The organism is Pseudomonas frederiksbergensis, assembly GCF_003732275.1.
Classification (GTDB): domain Bacteria; phylum Pseudomonadota; class Gammaproteobacteria; order Pseudomonadales; family Pseudomonadaceae; genus Aquipseudomonas; species Aquipseudomonas frederiksbergensis_H.
The window spans coordinates 17,608-37,154 of record NZ_MOBM01000005.1; the positions used below are offsets into that span (position 1 = coordinate 17,608).

The 19,547-nt window shown below is 59.1% G+C and carries 18 protein-coding genes and 1 pseudogene; 10 read left to right on the forward strand and 9 right to left on the reverse strand.

Annotated elements, in window-relative coordinates:
- The first annotated feature begins 4 nt into the window (after positions 1 to 4).
- The 9 genes from BK662_RS03040 to BK662_RS03080 all read left to right on the forward strand — a co-directional run bounded on the left by BK662_RS03040 (position 5) and on the right by BK662_RS03080 (position 11,911).
- A complete protein-coding gene (locus BK662_RS03040; RefSeq protein ID WP_123356599.1) occupies positions 5 to 3,778 on the forward strand; it encodes a nitrate reductase subunit alpha in 3,774 nt (1,257 codons plus the stop codon).
- 1 nt (position 3,779) lies between these two features.
- The gene (gene narH, locus BK662_RS03045) at positions 3,780 to 5,318 is read left to right on the forward strand and encodes a nitrate reductase subunit beta (protein WP_038982852.1); all 1,539 of its coding nucleotides are present in this window, start codon (positions 3,780 to 3,782) and stop codon (positions 5,316 to 5,318) included.
- Positions 5,319 to 5,320: 2 nt separating this feature from the next.
- The gene (gene narJ, locus BK662_RS03050) at positions 5,321 to 6,076 is read left to right on the forward strand and encodes a nitrate reductase molybdenum cofactor assembly chaperone (protein ID WP_123356601.1); all 756 of its coding nucleotides are present in this window, start codon (positions 5,321 to 5,323) and stop codon (positions 6,074 to 6,076) included.
- On the forward strand, positions 6,069 to 6,749 hold the full coding sequence (gene narI, locus BK662_RS03055; RefSeq protein ID WP_123356603.1) for a respiratory nitrate reductase subunit gamma: 681 nt from the start codon (positions 6,069 to 6,071) through the stop codon (positions 6,747 to 6,749). The genes narJ and narI overlap by 8 nt, the downstream gene beginning before the upstream one ends.
- 10 nt (positions 6,750 to 6,759) lie before the next feature.
- A complete protein-coding gene (locus BK662_RS03060) occupies positions 6,760 to 7,719 on the forward strand; it encodes a peptidylprolyl isomerase (RefSeq protein WP_123356605.1) in 960 nt (319 codons plus the stop codon).
- Between the two features lie 25 nt (positions 7,720 to 7,744).
- Positions 7,745 to 8,737, forward strand: coding sequence for a GTP 3',8-cyclase MoaA (moaA, locus tag BK662_RS03065; protein ID WP_123356607.1), 993 nt, complete (start codon positions 7,745 to 7,747; stop codon positions 8,735 to 8,737).
- Positions 8,738 to 9,003: 266 nt separating this feature from the next.
- The gene (locus BK662_RS03070) at positions 9,004 to 11,019 is read left to right on the forward strand and encodes a ribonucleoside triphosphate reductase (RefSeq protein WP_123356609.1); all 2,016 of its coding nucleotides are present in this window, start codon (positions 9,004 to 9,006) and stop codon (positions 11,017 to 11,019) included.
- Positions 11,020 to 11,051: 32 nt separating this feature from the next.
- On the forward strand, positions 11,052 to 11,219 hold the full coding sequence (gene nrdD, locus BK662_RS03075) for an anaerobic ribonucleoside-triphosphate reductase (RefSeq protein ID WP_017338867.1): 168 nt from the start codon (positions 11,052 to 11,054) through the stop codon (positions 11,217 to 11,219).
- Positions 11,216 to 11,911 (forward strand): anaerobic ribonucleoside-triphosphate reductase activating protein, encoded by a 696-nt coding sequence (locus BK662_RS03080; RefSeq protein ID WP_185047072.1) that lies wholly within the window; start codon positions 11,216 to 11,218, stop codon positions 11,909 to 11,911. The genes nrdD and BK662_RS03080 overlap by 4 nt, the downstream gene beginning before the upstream one ends.
- Positions 11,912 to 11,926: 15 nt before the next feature.
- Here BK662_RS03080 and BK662_RS03085 read toward each other — a convergent pair whose 3' ends face one another.
- The 5 genes and pseudogenes from BK662_RS03085 to BK662_RS03105 form a co-directional block, all read right to left on the reverse strand.
- Positions 11,927 to 13,306, reverse strand: a complete 1,380-nt coding sequence (locus BK662_RS03085; protein WP_123356613.1) for a 4Fe-4S binding protein — start codon at positions 13,304 to 13,306, stop codon at positions 11,927 to 11,929.
- A pseudogene (locus BK662_RS03090) lies at positions 13,294 to 14,147 on the reverse strand (FTR1 family iron permease). Before BK662_RS03090 ends, BK662_RS03085 begins: the two are co-directional and overlap by 13 nt.
- Positions 14,148 to 14,169: 22 nt before the next feature.
- Entirely contained in the window at positions 14,170 to 14,502 is a 333-nt protein-coding gene (locus BK662_RS03095) for a cupredoxin domain-containing protein (protein ID WP_038982869.1), read from the reverse strand.
- Positions 14,503 to 15,033, reverse strand: a complete 531-nt coding sequence (locus BK662_RS03100) for an iron transporter (RefSeq protein ID WP_123356617.1) — start codon at positions 15,031 to 15,033, stop codon at positions 14,503 to 14,505.
- A gap of 87 nt (positions 15,034 to 15,120) precedes the next feature.
- Positions 15,121 to 15,480 carry a hypothetical protein gene (locus tag BK662_RS03105; RefSeq protein ID WP_123356619.1) on the reverse strand — a complete coding sequence of 120 codons (360 nt, stop codon included), beginning with the start codon at positions 15,478 to 15,480 and terminating at the stop codon, positions 15,121 to 15,123.
- A gap of 158 nt (positions 15,481 to 15,638) precedes the next feature.
- Between BK662_RS03105 and BK662_RS03110 the strand changes: the two genes are divergently transcribed.
- Positions 15,639 to 15,884 carry a DUF3079 domain-containing protein gene (locus tag BK662_RS03110; protein ID WP_123356621.1) on the forward strand — a complete coding sequence of 82 codons (246 nt, stop codon included), beginning with the start codon at positions 15,639 to 15,641 and terminating at the stop codon, positions 15,882 to 15,884.
- Between the two features lie 75 nt (positions 15,885 to 15,959).
- On the opposite strand, the gene BK662_RS03115 is transcribed toward BK662_RS03110, so the two are convergent.
- From BK662_RS03115 to BK662_RS03130, 4 genes are all read right to left on the reverse strand, one after another.
- Entirely contained in the window at positions 15,960 to 16,634 is a 675-nt protein-coding gene (locus BK662_RS03115) for a polysaccharide lyase family 7 protein (protein ID WP_123356623.1), read from the reverse strand.
- Positions 16,635 to 16,933: 299 nt separating this feature from the next.
- Entirely contained in the window at positions 16,934 to 17,458 is a 525-nt protein-coding gene (gene yecR, locus BK662_RS03120) for a YecR family lipoprotein (protein WP_123356625.1), read from the reverse strand.
- A gap of 155 nt (positions 17,459 to 17,613) precedes the next feature.
- A complete protein-coding gene (locus BK662_RS03125; RefSeq protein WP_123356627.1) occupies positions 17,614 to 18,405 on the reverse strand; it encodes an XRE family transcriptional regulator in 792 nt (263 codons plus the stop codon).
- A 297-nt stretch (positions 18,406 to 18,702) separates the two neighbouring features.
- Positions 18,703 to 19,545 carry an AraC family transcriptional regulator gene (locus BK662_RS03130; protein ID WP_123356629.1) on the reverse strand — a complete coding sequence of 281 codons (843 nt, stop codon included), beginning with the start codon at positions 19,543 to 19,545 and terminating at the stop codon, positions 18,703 to 18,705.
- Between the last annotated feature and the right edge of the window lie 2 nt (positions 19,546 to 19,547).

The window sequence follows — 19,547 nt, forward strand, 5'->3', positions numbered from 1 at the left end:
CACCGTGAGTCATTTACTGGATCAATTGCGGTTTTTCAACCGTAAGCAAAACGAGTTTTCCGACGGTCATGGAGAGACCCGAAAAGAGTCGCGCGACTGGGAGAACGTCTACCGTTCCCGCTGGCAGTACGACAAGATCGTACGGTCCACCCACGGGGTGAACTGCACCGGCTCCTGCTCGTGGAAAATCTACGTCAAGAACGGCCTGATCACCTGGGAAACCCAGCAGACCGACTACCCGCGTACCCGCAACGATCTGCCGAACCATGAGCCCCGTGGCTGCCCGCGTGGTGCCAGTTACAGCTGGTACATCTACAGCGCCAACCGGCTCAAGTACCCGAAAATCCGCAAGCCGTTGCTCAAGCTCTGGCGCGATGCGCGGCAGACCATGGCGCCGGTCGAAGCCTGGGCCAGCATCGTCGAGGACAAGGCCAAGGCCGACTCCTATAAAAGCAAGCGTGGCATGGGTGGCTTCATTCGTTCCAACTGGGAGGAAGTCAACGAGATCATCGCCGCGGCCAACGTCTACACCATCAAGCAGTACGGCCCCGACCGGATCGTCGGCTTCTCGCCGATTCCGGCCATGTCGATGGTCAGCTACGCCGCAGGTGCGCGTTACCTGTCGCTGATCGGTGGCGCGTGCCTGAGCTTCTACGACTGGTACTGCGACTTGCCACCGGCCTCGCCGATGGTCTGGGGCGAGCAGACTGACGTGCCGGAATCGGCCGACTGGTACAACTCCAACTACATCATTGCCTGGGGCTCCAACGTCCCGCAGACCCGTACCCCGGACGCGCACTTCTTTACCGAAGTGCGTTACAAGGGCACCAAGACTGTGGCGATCACCCCGGACTACTCGGAAGTCGCCAAGCTCACCGACCTGTGGCTGAACCCTAAGCAAGGCACCGACGCGGCGCTGGCCCAGGCGTTCAACCATGTGATCTTCAAAGAATTCCACCTGGACAAACCGAGCGCTTATTTCACTGACTACGCCAAGCGCTTCACCGATTTGCCAGTGCTGGTGCTGCTCAAGCAAATGGTCGACAAGGCACCGGGCGCCGGTTACCAGCCGGACCGCTTCCTGCGCGCCAGTGACCTGACCGACAACCTCGGCCAGGAAAATAACCCGCAATGGAAAACCATCGCGCTGGATGTCAGCGGCGAACTGGTGTCCCCTCAAGGCTCCATCGGTTATCGCTGGGGCGAGAAGGGCAAGTGGAACATCCTGCCTCGTGAAGGTGGCGAAGGCCGTGAGATCGATCTGAAGCTGAGCCTGATCGGCGATGACGTTGCCGAAGTGGCGTTCCCGTATTTTGCCGGCGAGTCCCAGGAACACTTCCAGCACGTGGCCGGCGATGCCGTGCAATACCGCCGCGTGCCGGTGCATAACGTGGTGCTGGCGGACGGCAGCGTGGCCAAAGTGGCCACCGTGTTCGACCTGTCGGCAGCCAATCTGGCGATTGATCGCGGCCTCGGCGGCGCCAACGTGGCCAAGGATTACGACGATGCTTCCGTGCCCGGCACCCCGGCCTGGCAGGAGCAGATCACTGGCGTGAGCCGCGAGAAAGCCATCCAGATTGCCCGTGAGTTTGCCGACAACGCCGACAAGACCAAGGGGCGCTCGATGATCATCGTCGGCGCGGCGATGAACCACTGGTACCACATGGACATGAACTACCGCGGGCTGATCAACATGCTCATGCTCTGCGGGTGTGTCGGCCAGACCGGTGGCGGTTGGGCGCACTACGTCGGCCAGGAAAAACTCCGTCCGCAATGCGGCTGGCTGCCTCTGGCGTTCGGCCTGGACTGGAACCGTCCGCCTCGCCAAATGAACGGCACCAGCTTCTTCTACGCCCACAGTTCGCAATGGCGCCACGAGAAGATGAGCATGCACGACGTGCTCTCGCCTTTGGCCGATAAATCACAATTTCCCGAGCATGCCCTGGACTACAACATCCGCGCCGAACGCGCCGGTTGGTTGCCCAGCGCACCGCAACTCAACACTAACCCTTTGCACATTTGCCGCGACGCGGCTGCTGCCGGCATGGACCCGAAAGACTACGTGGTCAAGTCGCTGCAGGACGGTTCGCTGCGCTTCGCCTGCGAACAGCCGGACAGCCCGGTCAACTTCCCGCGCAACATGTTCATCTGGCGTTCCAACCTGCTGGGCTCCTCGGGCAAGGGCCACGAGTACATGCTCAAGTACCTGCTCGGCACCAAGAACGGGGTGATGAACGAAGACATCGGCCAGGTCGGCGATTGCAAACCCGAAGAAGCCGAATGGGTGGACGAGGGCGCCATCGGCAAGCTCGATCTGGTCACTACGCTGGACTTCCGCATGTCGTCGACCTGCGTCTATTCCGACATCGTCTTGCCGACCGCAACCTGGTACGAAAAAGACGACATGAACACCTCGGACATGCACCCGTTCATTCACCCGTTGTCGGCTGCCATCGACCCGGCGTGGGAATCGCGTTCCGACTGGGAAATCTACAAAGGCATCGCCAAGGCGTTTTCCAGCATGGCCGAAGGGCATCTGGGCGTTGAGAAGGACCTGGTGACCATCCCGCTGATGCACGACAGCGTTGGCGAACTGGCCCAACCGTTTGGCGGCACCGACTGGAAAAGCGCCGGCGTGGCCCCGGAGCCGGGCAAGAACGCGCCAAACTTGCACGTGGTGGAACGTGACTACCCGAACATCTACAAACAGTTCTCGTCCCTCGGGCCATTGCTGGAAAAACACGGCAACGGTGGCAAGGGCATTAACTGGAACACCGAAACCGAAGTGAAATTCCTCGGTGAACTCAATCACAAAGAAGGCAATGCCGGTATCAGCCACGGCCGGCCGAAAATCGACACGGCAATCGATGCCGCCGAAGTGATTCTGTCCCTGGCGCCGGAAACCAACGGCCATGTTGCCGTCAAGGCCTGGGCCGCGCTGTCGGAATTCACCGGCATCGATCACAGCCACCTGGCGCTGTCCAAGGCCCACGAGGCGATTCGTTTCCGCGACATTCAGGCGCAGCCGCGCAAGATCATTTCCAGTCCGACCTGGTCGGGTCTCGAAGACGATCACGTCAGCTACAACGCCGGCTACACCAACGTTCACGAAGGGATCCCATGGCGCACCATCACCGGTCGCCAGCAGTTCTACCAGGATCACCCGTGGATGCAGGCGTTCGGCGAGCAACTGATGAGTTATCGCCCGCCCGTCAACACCCGCACCATCGAAGGGGTGAAAGGCAAGCGCAGCAACGGCGAGATCGAAATCGTCCTGAACTGGATTACTCCGCACCAGAAATGGGGCATCCACAGCACCTACAGCGACAACCTGCTGATGCTGACCCTCAGCCGCGGCGGGCCGATTGTGTGGCTCTCGGAGAACGACGCGAAACGCGCCGGCATCGAGGACAACGACTGGATCGAATGCTTCAACGTCAACGGTGCGCTGACCGCCCGGGCGGTGGTCAGCCAGCGCGTCAAGGACGGCATGGTGATGATGTATCACGCACAGGAACGGATCGTGAACGTACCCGGTTCGGAAACCACCAAGACCCGTGGCGGCCACCACAACTCGGTCACCCGCGTCGTGCTCAAGCCGACCCACATGATCGGCGGCTATGCCCAGCAGGCCTACGGTTTCAACTATTACGGCACGGTCGGTTGCAACCGCGATGAATTCGTCGTGGTGCGCAAAATGTCCAAAGTCGACTGGCTCGATGGTTCAAGTGGCGATGACCTGCCACGTCCGCTGCCGACCGATATCGAGGAGAACTGAGATGAAGATTCGCTCACAAATCGGCATGGTTCTGAACCTGGACAAGTGCATCGGTTGCCACACCTGTTCGATCACCTGCAAAAACGTCTGGACCAGCCGCGAAGGCATGGAATACGCCTGGTTCAACAACGTCGAATCGAAACCCGGGATCGGCTACCCGAAAGAATGGGAAAACCAGGACAAGTGGAAGGGCGGCTGGATCCGCAACGCCAATGGCACGATCAACCCGCGCATCGGCGGTAAATTCCGTGTGTTGGCGAACATTTTTGCCAACCCGGACCTGCCGAGCCTCGACGATTACTACGAACCCTTCGACTTCGATTATCAGCACCTGCACACCGCGCCGCTGGGCGAGCATCAGCCCACTGCACGTCCGCGTTCGCTGATCTCCGGCAAGCGCATGGAAAAAATCGAGTGGGGCCCGAACTGGGAAGAAATCCTCGGCACCGAATTCGCCAAGCGCCGCAAGGACAAGAACTTCGACAAGATCCAGGCGGACATTTACGGCGAATACGAAAACACTTTCATGATGTATTTGCCGCGCCTGTGCGAGCACTGCCTCAACCCGACGTGCGCGGCGTCGTGCCCGAGCGGGGCGATCTACAAGCGTGAAGAAGACGGGATTGTCCTGATCGACCAGGAAAAATGCCGCGGCTGGCGGATGTGCATCAGCGGTTGCCCGTACAAGAAAATCTACTTCAACTGGAAAAGTGGCAAGTCCGAGAAGTGCATCTTCTGCTACCCGCGGATCGAAGCCGGGATGCCGACCGTTTGCGCGGAAACCTGCGTCGGGCGCATCCGTTACCTCGGTGTGCTGCTGTATGACGCCGATCGCATCAGCGAAGTGGCGAGCACCGCCAACGAGCAGGACCTGTACGAGAAACAACTGGAGATCTTCCTCGATCCGAATGACCCGGCAGTGATTCGTCAGGCTCTGGCCGATGGTGTACCGCAGTCGGTGATCGATTCTGCCCAGCGTTCGCCGGTCTACAAAATGGCCGTGGACTGGAAACTGGCACTGCCGCTGCACCCGGAATACCGCACCTTGCCGATGGTCTGGTACGTACCGCCGCTGTCGCCGATCCAGAACGCCGCCACTGCCGGCACCGTCGGTATGAACGGGGTGATCCCGGATGTCGACAGCCTGCGTATTCCACTCAAGTACCTGGCCAACCTGCTGACGGCGGGCGATGAAAAACCGGTCAAGCGTGCGCTTAAACGCTTGCTGGCGATGCGTGCCTACAAACGTTCTGAGCAAGTCGATGGCGTTCAGGACCTGCAAGTGCTCAAGGATGTCGGTTTGAGCGTGGCCCAGGTCGAGGAGATGTATCGCTACCTGGCGATTGCCAACTATGAAGACCGCTTTGTGGTACCGAGCGCGCACCGTGAAGACGCCATGAGCGATGCCTTCGCCGAGCGTTCCGGGTGTGGTTTCAGTTTCGGTAGCGGCTGCAGCGGTAGCTCCGACACCAACATGTTCGGTGCGAAGAAAGCCAACCGCCGCGACATCCTGAAAACCGTCCAGTTATGGGAGGAATGAGCATGCAAATTCTCAAAGTGATTTCGCTGCTGCTCGATTACCCGACCGAGACGCTGATTGGCGGTCGCGACGAACTGGAGCAGGCGATTATCCAGTCACGGGAAATCAGCCCTAAACAGCGCGGCGCGTTGTTCGAATTGCTCGAGCTGATCTGCGCCAATGACCTGATGGACGGGCAGGAGCATTACGGTGCGCTGTTCGGCCGGGGTCGCTCGCTGTCGTTGCTGTTGTTTGAACATGTGCATGGCGAGTCCCGCGACCGTGGCCAGGCCATGGTCGACATGATGGCGCAATACGAAGCCGCCGGTTTTGCCATCGGCGTCAAAGAGCTGCCGGACTATATCCCGCTGTACCTGGAGTTCCTGTCCACCCGCGAAGACATCGAGGCCCGCGAGGGCCTGGCAGATGTTTCGCACTTGCTCGCCTTGCTCGCCGCACGCCTGGAAGAGCGCGAAAGCGCCTATGCCAGTTGCTTCCGCGCGCTGCTGCAAATCGCCGGGGCCGAACCGCATCAGGCGGTGGCCGACCTGCGGGTGCAGGTGGCTGCCGAACCGCGCGACGACTCCCTCGAAGCCCTCGACAAGATCTGGGAAGAGGAGGCCGTGGACTTCCTCCAGGCCGAACAGCAGGACCGTTGCAGTGGACTGCCAAGCGCACCGGGCAAGGCTCGGGAAGAAAGCGCAGTGCCGTTGCACTGGGTGGATTTTCAGCATGAAGGGTTGGCCGCCGCGCCAGCCAAGGAGGTCGGTAATGTCTAAATGGAATCTGTTGTTATTCGGGATTTATCCCTACGTCGCGTTAGCCATTTGCCTGATCGGCAGTTGGGCACGCTTCGACCTGTCGCAATACAGCTGGAAAGCAGGTTCGAGCCAGATGCTCAACCAACGCGGCATGCGCGTGGCGAGCAACCTCTTTCACATCGGTGTGCTGTTCGTGCTGGCCGGGCACTTCGTCGGGCTGCTGACGCCTGCGTCGGTCTATCACCACGTGATCAGCACTGAGAACAAGCAGTTGCTGGCGATGGTGTCCGGTGGTTTTTTCGGCTTGTTGTGCCTGATCGGCCTGCTGATGCTGGTCAATCGGCGGCTCACCGATCCTCGGGTACGTGCCACCTCCAGCCCTTCGGACATCCTGATTCTGCTGGTGCTGCTGGCGCAGTTACTGCTCGGTCTGCTGACGATTGCGGCGTCCACCGCGCATATGGATGGCTCGGTGATGGTGATGCTCGCCGACTGGGCGCAGAACACCGTGCTGTTGCGTCCAATGGAAGCGGCGGCGTCTATTGCGCCGGTCGGGCTGACCTACAAGCTGCACGTGTTTCTCGGTTTGACCCTGTTTGTGCTGTTCCCCTTCACCCGTCTCGTACACATGATCAGCGCACCGATCTGGTACCTGGGGCGTCGTTATCAAATCGTTCGTCAGAAGTACTGAGGAGACAATCATGTCAGGTGGATGTGGATGTGGTGGTGGTAACGGCGGCAGCGGTGGCTGCGGGTCTTCCAAAAAAGCCGAGGACGTTCTCGACATCGCGCCGGTCGCAGAGGCGCAGTTTGAAGCACTCCCGGTTGAGCCGGTGGCTGCCGATGACGCCCCGGCGCAGTTGATCGCCAGCAGCGAACAGGAGTGGCCGATCATCAGCGTCAACGAGGTGTCGATCACCCCGGAAGCGATGGCCCGGGAGCTGCAATATCACCCGGCCGAAAGCCGCGAGGAAGCGGTCTATCTGGCCGCCCGGGCACTGGTGATCCGCGAGTTGTTGCAGCAGCGCATTGCCGAACTCGGCGTGTCGATGGAGATCGGTGCCGGCGAGAACGAAGAAGAAGCGGCCACGCGCTTGTTGCTCGAACGCGAGGTGCATGTGCCGCAGTGCGACGAAGAAACCAGTTTGCGTTACTACGAAAACAATCGTGGGCGCTTTCACAGCGCACCGTTGCTGGCGGTTCGGCACATTCTGCTCGAATGCGCGCCGGATGATGTCGAGGCGCGCGCCGTTGCGCATGATCAGGCGGAAGTTCTGCTGCAACGTCTGGAAGACTTTCCGGGCAGTTTCGCCGATCTGGCCGTGAAGTATTCGGCCTGCCCGTCGAAGGCCCAGGGCGGTTCTCTGGGGCAGATCAGCAAGGGCCAGACCGTGCCCGAACTGGAACGTCAGCTGTTCACTCTGGCGCCGGGCCTGGCCAGCAAACCGCTGGAAAGTCGCTACGGCTGGCATGTGGTCAGTGTCGATCAACGGATCGAAGGCATGCCGTTGCCCTATGAAGTGGTGTCGACGGCAATTCGTACGCAGTTGCAGCAAGGCGTCTGGCAAAAAGCCCTGGTGCAGTACCTGCAAACCCTGATCGGTGCGGCGGATATTCGCGGCATCCACTTGCAGGGCGCCGATTCACCGCTGGTGCAGTGAGCATCGAGGCAAACCGGGAGATGTGATGAACGCTGTAATGCAGGATGGCTTTGGACGGCAGATCGATTATCTGCGGATGTCGGTGACGGACCGTTGTGATTTTCGCTGTGTGTATTGCATGGCGAAAAACATGACCTTCCTGCCGCGTCAGCAGGTGCTCACGCTGGAAGAGTTGCAGCGTCTGGCAACGCTGTTTGTCGGGTTGGGCGTACGCAAAATCCGGCTGACCGGCGGCGAGCCGCTGATTCGTCCGGGCATTGTCGAACTGTGCCGCAACATCGCCGCGCTACCCGGTTTGCGCGAACTGGTGATGACCAGCAACGGCTCGCAACTGAGTCGCCTGGCCCGGCCATTGGCAGAGGCGGGGGTCAAGCGGATGAACATCAGCCTCGATAGCCTGGACGGGCAGAAATTCCGCGCGATCACCCGCATCGGCGATCTCGATCAGGTGCTCAACGGCATTGAGGCGGCACGGGACGCGGGGTTTGAGCGGATCAAACTCAACTGCGTGGTGATGAAGGGGCGCAACTTCGATGAAGTCCCGGCACTGGTGCAATACGCCATCGATCAGCACATCGATATCAGTTTTATCGAAGAAATGCCCTTGGGCGACGTTGGGCGTTCCCGGGGCGAATCGTTTTGTTCCAGTGACGAGGTACGAGCGCTGATCGCCAGCCAGCATCGGTTGCTCGACAGCACTGAGAACAGCGGCGGACCGGCACGCTACGTGCGCCTGGAGCGCCATCCCGATACCCGGATCGGTTTTATTTCACCCAACAGCCACAACTTCTGTGGCAGCTGTAATCGGGTGCGGATGACTGTTGAAGGGAAGCTGTTGCTTTGTCTGGGGCAGGAGGACGCGCTGGATTTAAGAGGGTTGTTGCGGCGATATCCACTGGATGATCAGCCGCTGATCAATGCGGTGCAGAAGGCCTTGCGCGGCAAGCCGTTGCGCCACGATTTCAGTCCGGAAGGGGAGGTGCAGATAGTGCGGTTCATGAACATGAGCGGTGGTTGAGCTGATCTGTAAAACACAACAAATCCAATGTGGGAGCGAGCCTGCTCGCGATAGCGGTAGAACAGTCGACATCAATGTTGAATGTGCTGCTGTCATCGCGAGCAGGCTCGCTCCCACATTAGGTTTTCTTTTGCCGTCATCGGGTGGTTTTTTTCACCGCCAAATCTTGATGTCGATCAATTGCAGATCAGCCCTTTGTCCGTAGTCTTTACTGCATGTTGTGTTTGCTTGTCTATAAACATCTATATGTAGTATCTGGAGGCCGAATGCAGAGCACGCTGATCTCAGTAGGATTTAACCGCTTGCACAAGCGCGATGGCAGTCTGGTCGCCTTCGATGCGGACAAAATCCGTCAGGCATTAATCGCTGCCGGCAAGGCAACCGGGGAGTACACCGAGGTTGAGGTTGAAGGTTTGCTTCAGGCGGTACTCGCTCGGCTGGACGGACTGCCAAGGCTGCATGTCGAGCAGATCCAGGATCGTGTCGAACGGGTGTTGATGGACGCCGGTTTCTTCTTCGCCATGCGCGCCTACATCGTCTACCGCGAACAGCACGGGCGTTTGCGTCGCGATCGTCGGACCATGGTCGAAGTGGCGACCTCGATGAACGAATACCTGGACCGTGAAGACTGGCGGGTCCAGGCCAACGCCAATCAGGGGTATTCCCTGGGGGGGCTGGTGTTGAACGTGTCGGGCAAGGTCACTGCCAATTACTGGCTGGACGAGGTGTACAGCGAGGCCATCGGCCAGGCCCACCGCGAGGCGGATTTGCATGTGCATGACCTGGACATGCTCGCCGGTTACTGCGCCGGCTGGTCGCTGCGCACCCTGTTGCACGAGGGGCTCAACGGTGTGCCGGGGCGTGTCGAAGCCGGTCCGCCGAAGCACTTGAGCAGCGCCCTGGGGCAAATGGTGAACTTCCTCGGCACCCTGCAAAACGAATGGGCCGGTGCCCAGGCATTCAGCTCGTTCGACACCTACCTGGCGCCCTATGTGCGCAAGGACCAGCTGAGTTATCAAGAGGTGCGCCAGGCGATTCAGGAGTTCATCTACAACCTCAACGTGCCGTCACGCTGGGGCACCCAGACGCCATTTACCAACCTGACCTTTGACTGGGTTTGCCCGCAAGATTTGCGTGAGCAGATACCCGTCATCGGCGGGGAGGAAATGCCGTTTGCCTATGGCGACCTGCAAGTCGAAATGGACCTGCTTAACCGCGCCTACATCGAGGTGATGCAGGCAGGCGATGCGAAAGGGCGAGTGTTCACCTTTCCGATCCCGACCTACAACATCACCCATGACTTTCCGTGGGACAGTGAAAACGCCGACCGTCTGTTCGAGATGACGGCGCGTTACGGTTTGCCTTACTTCCAGAACTTCCTCAATTCGGATCTGCAGCCCAATCAGGTGCGTTCGATGTGCTGCCGGTTGCAACTCGATGTGCGCGAGTTGCTCAAGCGCGGCGGCGGTTTGTTCGGCTCGGCGGAACAGACCGGGTCACTCGGCGTGGTGACCATCAACTGTGCGCGTCTGGGCTATGTGTTCAAGGGCAACACCAGTGGTTTGTTGCAGCGCCTGGACGCGCTGATGGAGCTGGCGATGGAGAGTCTGGAGGTCAAGCGCAAAGTCATTCAGCACCACATGGATGCCGGTTTGTACCCGTACACCAAGCGTTACCTGGGCACCTTGCGCAACCATTTTTCCACCATCGGCCTCAACGGTCTACATGAAATGCTGCGCAATTTCACCGGCGACGAGGAGGGCATGCACACCGAACAGGGCCGCAAGTTTTCCCTGAATATGCTGGACCATGTGCGCGCCACGTTGCTGCGTTTCCAGGAGGAAACCGGTCATCTCTACAACCTGGAAGCGACTCCGGCCGAGGGCACCACATACCGCTTTGCCAAGGAAGACCTCAAGCGCTATCCCGACATTCTCCAGGCCGGCAGTGTGCAGGCGCCGTATTACACCAACTCCTCGCAACTGCCCGTGGGCTACACCGAAGACCCCTTCGAGGCGCTGGAACTTCAAGACGAACTGCAATGCAAATACACCGGCGGCACGGTCCTGCATCTGTACATGGCCGAGCGGATTTCTTCGACCCAAGCCTGCAAGCAATTGGTGCGCAAGGCCCTTGGCCGCTTCCGCCTGCCGTACCTGACCGTGACCCCGACCTTCTCCATCTGCCCGGTGCATGGCTACCTCGATGGCGAACATGAGTTCTGCCCCAAATGCGACGAGGTCCTGCTGCTGCAAGAGCAGAAAACCGGCGCCGTTCATTGATTTCAATCCACTCAACCGCAAGGAGCTTCACCATGACTGCATCGCAAACACTGCCCCAGGCTCAACGTCAACGCTGCGAAGTCTGGACCCGGGTGATGGGCTATCATCGTCCTGTGTCGGCGTTTAATCCGGGTAAACAGTCGGAGCACCGTGAGCGGGTGCATTTCACTGAAAGCGCGGCACTGGCCGGGCGCCAATGAGTCGAATGCTTCGGGTCGGGGGTATGGTGCCCCTGACCACCATCGACTATCCGGGACAGCTCGCCTGCGTGCTGTTTTGCCAGGGTTGCGCCTGGCGTTGTCGTTATTGTCATAACCCGCAGCTGATTCCCCCTCGTGGCAGTGAGGAAGTGGATTGGCGGCGGGTGTTGGCGTTTCTGCAACGTCGTCAGGACCTGCTCGATGCCGTGGTGTTCAGCGGCGGTGAGCCAACCTTACAGGATGGTTTGCTCGGTGCCATGGACGAAGTGCGGGGCATGGGATTTCGCATCGGCTTGCACAGCGCCGGGATCAAGCCTGCTGCATTCGCCAAGGCGCTGACCGGCGCGGATTGGGTCGGTTTCGATGTCAAGGCGTTGCCTGAAGATTGCGAGGCCATCACTCGGGTCGAGGGCAGTGGAACTGCCAATTGGCGCAGCCTCGAGCATCTGCTGGCCAGTGGTGTCGACTACGAATGTCGCACCACCGTGCATTGGCATCTGTTCGAGCCGGCGCGTCTGCTGATCCTGGCCAAACGCTTGAATGCGCTTGGTGTTAAACGCTTCTCCGTGCAACTGGTTCGCACCGAACGGATGTTCGATCCGCTGTTGCCGAGCGTGTCGGCTCAAGCGTTGCTGCCAGAGTTGTGGGAGGCCATGCGCGAGTTGTTTCCAGCCTTCGTGTTGCGGGGGTAACGGGGGCTGGGGAACTCAAGCCCAGCCCCAGAATTGCAACCACCAGCCAAATCCCACCATGCCTTCGGCCAGGAGCAGGCAAGCGACGGCGGACCCGCGTCGCACCCGGGAAAGATTTTCGCGACTCAGCCGTTTCCAACCCAGGAGCAGGCTCCAGCCCATCGCGGCCAGTAACAGACAGGCCCTGGCCGGTTGCACCCACTCCAGCAGCAGACCTTCATAACGCAGTAATTTGACGGTGGTAGCCGACAGCCCGAGAAACAGTCCGGCACCCCCCAGGGGCGTGAGTGTCAGCGCCAGGGGCCAATACAGTGTGCTATCCCGCGCCAGTCGGGCCGTCAGGCGCAGGAGCAGCATCAACGCCGTGCCGAGCACGATCGAACTCAAACTCAGGTAAGCGACGATGCTGAAACCGTCGAGCCAGCTGAAGCTGTCGTTGAGCTGCGGGTAATGGGTCAGCAGCCACCAGGGAGCATTGTCCTGCAGGGCCCAGAGTTGGTTGTGTTCGACCAGCCACTCGGCCAGGTGTTGTTTGAGGGCGATAAACCATGGGCTGACCGTCCACTGAAACGCGCCCATGGCCAAGCCGATCACGCCGAACAGCAGCAAGCGCGTATCCCAGGGGGGCAGGGTCTGCGCCGTCGCGTGAAGAATCTCCTGATTGCTGGAGCGGGCGATCAGCTGAACGGCACCGCGTTGCCCGCTGCAGCGTCCGCAGGCGTGGCAATCGCTGGCACCTTGCAGGCGGCGGATATCGAGCAGGGGAGCGCAGTTGGGTGGCGGCAGGCGCGGTGCGGCATTTTCTAGCCAGCGTTGTTCATCGATCTGAAAATGCACCGGAGCCAGCCTTGCGAGCAGGGCGAAAACACCGCTGACCGGGCACAGGTAACGGCACCAGACTCGCTTGCCCCGGGCGAACAACAACCCGACGACGACCGCTGCGACGGTCGAACCGCCCAGAATCAACAGCGCGGCCTGGGCGTAGTCATAGACGCTGATCAACTGGCCGTAGAGGGTCGTCAGGCAGAACGCCAAGGTAGGCCAGCCGCCCCAGCGCAACCAGCGCGGCACACCCAGGCCTTTACCGTAATGGCTGGCCCATTCGCTGAGCGAGCCTTCCGGGCACAGAACGCCGCACCAGAGTCGGCCGAAGAACACCATCGACAGCAACACGAACGGCCACCAGATCCCCCAGAATAGAAACTGCGCGAGCAAGGTCAGGTTGTCGAGTATCCGTGCCTGGCTGTCTGGCAGCGGCAACAGCGCCGGGGTCACCAACAGCACCGCGTAAAACACTACAACAGCCCACTGCACCCCACGGATGACGGGCGCATGGCGACGCATCCCGTCGCCCAGTCGTTGGAGCCATCGATTGCACCGGCTCAGGTCAGGCATGGCAGGTTTCCGCAGTCCGTTGCCGTAGCCAGCCGCCGACGGCCAGCCAATAACCGATCCACACCAACAAGGTCAGGCCACTGGGGCTTGCCCGATAACCGGTGAACCCTGCAAGAAAGCCACCCAATCCATGGCTGTCGCTCAGCAACGTGCTGCTGTCCCAAAGCGCTTCGCCAACGAGGCTGTAAACCATGTCCGGCAAATCCAGGGCGAGCAATTGGCCGCCGATTCGCTCGGTGCCGCTGACCAGCAACGCCGCGCCGAGCATGAGCAAGATGGCTTCGCTGATGGCAAAGAATCGTTGCCATGAAATGAATCGGCGACTGCTGTGCAGCAGCGTAATGGTCAGCGCCGACAGCACCAGTCCCAATACGCCGCCGACGGCAAACAAACCGAGCTGCGAACCTCGCAACCGGGCGCCGGCGCCATAGAGAAAGACCACCGTTTCGCTGCCTTCGCGGCTGATCGCGAGCATGGCCAGCAGCAACAGACCTGCGCCACCTTGTCGGGCCAGGTGGCTATCGGCGTGTCGTCGTAAATCGTGGTTGAGGCTGCGTCCGTGGCGGTGCATCCAGCCCACCATCTGCACCATCAACAGACTGGCAACCAGCGCGAGTGCGGCCTGGAACCATTCACTGGCCGACCCGCTCATGGCCTCACCGGCAAACAGAATCAACACCGCCAGCAGGCCCGAGAGCATCAACCCCAGCACCACACCCGCCCACAGGTATTTGACCAGACGATTAGCTTGGCCTTGCTGGCTGGCCCAGGCCTGGAGAATACCGATCACCAGTAACGCCTCGACACTTTCGCGCCAGACGATGAACATTGATTGATTCATGGAAGCTCCGTGCGCTAACAGGTTATTTCGCGAGGATGCCGCCCTCGGGCAATTGCGGATTGAACTCGTCGAAAAAGGGGTAGTGACCGGGTCTCAGAGGGTGAATGACCACGAAGGTCGTCACCCCCGGCGACAAGACTTTTTCAACCCGCAACGGCGTGCTCTCGAACTCGGCCGGTCCTTGGCCGACGTTCTTCAGAACGATCTTGAAGCGCTGTCCGGCCGGCACTTCCAGCAAGGCCGGCGTGAAGTGGCCATCGCGCAGGATCAGCTCAAAGCTCGGCAACTCGGCATGGGCCGTCAACGGTGCAACTGTTCCGGCCACAATCAGCCAGGCAAGATGCAGGCGCTTCATTCAATAGCCGCCTTTTTTACCGATGCCGGCGTAGATGAATTCGTAGTGCAGTTCACAGCGTTCTAACCAGGGAGCGACACCGGTTTCCTTATCGGTGTGGCGCCCGAGGGAGCCATGCCCGCCGGGTGGCAGGACGGTGAACGTCAGCTGATATTTACCGGGGCCAAGCAGCTTCACATTGTCGCCATAGTGCGGGCCGTCATTGGCCACCATGGCGTGGAAATCGCCTTTGATCTCGGGGTCGCTGCCGTTTTTTTTCAGGTTGAAAGAGACGTTCAGGTAGGGCACGAAACTGCCTTCCTGAAAGCCCTGCCGATTGTCCGCAGTGGCCCGAATATCAGCTTCCAGATGGACGTCGGAATCCGCGGTCGCGCGCATCATCCCCGCAGGTGCCATTTCGATTGGCTGCAAATACACCGCCCCGACTTCCAGCCCGGGACACAACTGTGGTTCCCCGATTGGGTATTCTTTGGCGTGAGCCAGTGGTGTAAGCAAGAGCAGGGCGAGGGATAGTGAAAAAGGGGTACGCATAATAGCTTCCTGAACACTGACGAGTAGGCGTCCGAGTCTAGGAAGCTTTGCTGCGAACAATAATGATTGTTATCAAGTTTTGAGCAATTAAACCGATGGCTCGTCACGTTGGCGAAATCGCTGGGCGCGCTCAACGCTGTGGGTCATCTGTGCCGCCGCATGAACGGTCAAGGGATGCTGGGTAAAACCGGGTCTGGGGGAAATGTAGTCGGCCATTTCCCGGGCAATGGCGAGCTGACGTTTCGAACCTTCTGCCAGCAGCGCGATGACCAGGTTCTCCAAGGCAATCACTCGGACACGCAAGTGAACCAGTTCGGCGTTGGTCAGGGCGGGCGGGGCGGTAAACGCGTCGCCATCGATGGATGTTGCGGCGTTTTGATCGTCCCATGTCGACAGGGTTGGATGGTCCGGGGCCCCAGCGCTTGGGAAAGGATTTTTATTGAGCATGAGCGACGTCTCCAGGTCTGTTCAGCCGTTGGAAGCTTAGCTGCAGGATCGCGATGGGGGAGGGAAGTCGCTTGATGTCGATTCTTGATATGTATCAAGGCTGGCATTGCGCAAGGGCTATAGGTTGGAACGACGCCACTCAATGATCGGAGATCGGCATGGCCAAGAACTTCCCCGTCAACCCCAAGCACCCCGAGCGGATCTGTTGGGGATGTGACCTGTATTGCCCGGCGAAGTCCCTGGCGTGCGGCAATGGTTCCGAACGGACGATGCATCCGGCGGAGATGTTTGGAGAGGATTGGCACCTGCCCGGCGATTGGGGCCTTGATGCTGTCATTACTACAGACAAGGTGGTGGATGACTTCCAATCACTGCCCGATGATGCGCTGCACGTAAAGCGTTGATCCGCTTTTCGCAGGAGCCAGCGGTGCGGCGATCCGACTTGCCGCACCGCTGGCTCCTACAGGTCCGATTTAATATCAAGTGTGGGTGATGGAAAGGTCACTGATGATGCACACCGAACCGTCTTCGGGGTCGGTGGTGTCGGAGTAATCGATCTGGTTGTACACACCGCCGTGGAAGGCCAGCGTTTTCGTGTCCCAGGTGTTGTCGAGGCGCATGATTGCGGAGGTCGATTTGACCCCGTTACAGCTCGCCGAAACGGAGACAGCGCCGCTCGAATTGGCGTGAATGTTGATTTTGAACAGTGCCCCGAGCGGCACATCTTCCAGAACCGTCGTGTTCACCGGGTCTTCTTGAAGATAGCTCGACCGGAACCCCATGGTGATCCGGCCTTTGTTCCAGAACACTTTCACCGGTGGTCGCTCTGAACCCTGCACATGAATCTGGCTGATCACGACCTTCTGCAGCGAGTTGACCTTCGTTAGCCGCATTTCTTGTCGGTTCCAGTGGTCAGCAGCGCTGGCGAACAGCCAATAACCCGGCTCTTTCCACTCGCAGCGCGTCCGCTGCGTGCTTTTGCTCGAAGCGCCGAGCGTCGGCGCTGTCATTTGCAGCGAGCCATCTGGAAGCATCGAAATGACTTCCGGGCATTCAAGCAGTGCCCGCCAGCCGATGAGCTCAAGTGCGATGGGGTTGGTGTCGGAAATAGGAAGCGGTGTAGCGATTGTGTAGTTGCTGATGTCTACGGTCATGGTCATTTTCCTTAATTCATGGATGTCACCTTTTGCTCCATTGAGCCTTTCGCTTTTGATGCAGGCCTACATCCCACTGCCCACTCAATGAATGGGCAGAAGTGATGCTTTTGTTGCTTGAAAAAAAAAGTAGCAGTGCTGATATTTAAAGTAAATAGCGCTGCTAATAATATTTTTAGAAGGCACAAAAAACCCGCGCTTGGCGGGCTTCTAATCGATGAACGCGTTCTACAGAGTGTCGAGCTGCGCCCGAAGTCGGGTCGTCGACATTTTAAATGCGCGCCGAAGGGGAAGGTTTGTTATTGCTCCATGATGGCCCGGTACCGCTTTTCGTACTCCTCATACGACGGTGCAGATTTGTTCAACTGCTGAATTTGCTGCAGCTTCCACTGATCCTTGTTGAGCGGCCCGCCCGAAGCAGAAGTTGCTGCAGCATCGGCAACGGGTGCGGCTTGTGTAGTGGAAGTGTTGGAGGTGTTGATATTGCCCAAGCATTGGTATTGGACAACCATCTGACCTGCGATGCAGGTACCGTAGCCGTTCATCTGGTTGCAGTGCTGGGTTTTTCCTCCAAATGCCTCTGCATCCGTGTAACCCCACATCGCGCATTTTGATTTAGCAATACTTTGGGCCTGCTCGACTCGAACCACAGGGGTTTCAAACTGCTGGAAGTCGTACGCCATATCAACGACGCCATCAGATCGGCTTCCCCCTTTGGCGTAAAAGTCCTTGTTAGTGGCGCAACCAACGAGGGTTGCTGACAATGCGAAAGCGAGAGCTACCGATAACTTGCGCGCAACAGGGTTCGATGCTGAAAAGGTCATAGTGGACTCCGTTCATTTTGGTGCAGTCCGCAAACACCGCGGCTCCTTCCTGTACTGTAGGCGGATGCCGAGCATTCTGTAGTCTTCAACAACAAACGGAGGCTATTTTCTTCATTCTGTCTTTGCGCCGTTTCTGGCGCTTGTGTAGGGGGGGACTACCTGGCAAACATCCCCCACCAGAACACATGGCCCAGGATCACGATTTGCTGTTCCTGGATCTCTGCGAAGGTGTAGTCCTCATCCGGATGCTCGTCGCGATTGAAACTGCGCAGGCGGATGCCCGTCGGTAGGCGGTAAACCTGTTTCACACGTAGCTGACCGCTGTGGTTGATGGCGTACATGTCGCCGTCAACGATATCGCCCAGTGAACTCTTGCCGACGTTGATGCCTACGGTTGCGCCGTCACGCAGTACTGGCAGCATGCTGTTGCCGCTGACAACCACGCACTTCGCGTTGCTGAACTGAACGCCGTTATGGCGAAGGTCCTTCTTGAAAAAGCGCAGCCGGGCACTGTCGCTTTCCTCAATCACGAAACGGCCTGATCCGGCCGCCAGTTCCACTTCGCGCAAGAAGGGAACGTAGACCTCATCGTCATCCAGGGGAGTGTCGTCATCCCAAGGCTGGATGTCCGACATCAATACGCTTGGCTGGATGCGCTCGGAAGGCTGGACGCTGGCAACGGTCGACATCAGACGCCGGCTCACTTCACTGGCATCGAAGCGCAAGGCTTTTGCCAGTTTCAGGAGGGCCTCGACGTTCAGTGGAACCTTGCCGGTTGCGTACTGACTGAAGGCGCTTTGGCCAGACCAGCCGCAAGCCTCAGCCACATCCGCTTGAGTGAGATTTGATCCAGCCGCTTTGGCAGCAGACTTTCGCTGGTCGTAAATAGCCTTGAGCCTGGTGCTTTCGGCGACTTCTTCAGGGGTAAGGGGACGGCGTGTTTTCATGGCGACAAGAGTATGATATTTCAGCAAATAGCGCTGCTAGTAATTTGCGGCCAATAAAAGCAGCTCTGCTGCTATGTGTGGCAGATCTTGATGATCCCAAGTGTGACTGCAGGATCATCTCAGTGGGAGTGGCGCGGCTCGCCGCTGCGGGCGATCACTCTGAGATGCAGAGTGGCAGGCTCCAGGTGAGCCGGTTGTTAGACGACCGGCCGTTGTGCTGGCAGCTACCGCTATTGATCAAGTGTTGCCACATTATTGTGTACAGGTAGTGCCCTGCAAGACACGATGCTCAGACGTTTACTGCCATCCGGGACTTTCGTCGTGGTTGGCTTGGCAGGCACGAGATCGAGCGGACTCCCAGGCTTGTTGATCTGCGAAGTATCGGCTGGGCACTTCTCCCAGCAGGTGTTTGAAAACCGTCGCGAATGCACTTGAACTGCTATAACCCAACACCATTGCAACCTGTGTGACCGACTGACCTTTTCCGAGCCGAACAATCGCTGCGAGCAGGCAGGCTTGTTGTCGCCATTCGATGTAACTGATGCCTGTGTGCAATCGAAACTGTCGGGTAAAGGTACGGCGGCTCATCCCCGCGCGTTGAGCCATTTCGTCGATACCAACTTCCAGCGACGGCTGGGCCAGGAACTCGCGGCACACCATCGCAAGACGCGGCTCCGCCGGCAATGGGGCATTGAGCGAAAGCGCAGGCATCCCGGCAATTTCATGCAGCAGCAATCCCATCAAATGGCCATCGCGTCCTTGGGTGGAATAGTGCGCGGGTACATCCATTGCTTTCAACAGCAAATGCCGCAACAGCGGAGACACGTCCAATACCTGACATTGTCCCGGTAGCCCGAGTCGCTGTGCAGCTTGTTTGCGGATATAGGTGTTGTGCATGGTGACAGGGCCACGCATCTGCATGGCGTGGGGGAGCTGCGCCGGGACCCATATGCCGCGTTGGGGCGGAACGACCCAGTTGCCGTCATCGGTAAACACGGTGATGACCCCCCTTGCGGCATACGCGAACTGTCCACGCTGATGGTTGTGTACCGGGAACAGCGTTCCGTCCACATAGTCATGTGCGGTCACGACAGCATCGCGCGATGTGTTCTGGTAGGGAGGTATGGTTATTTCTCGCATGG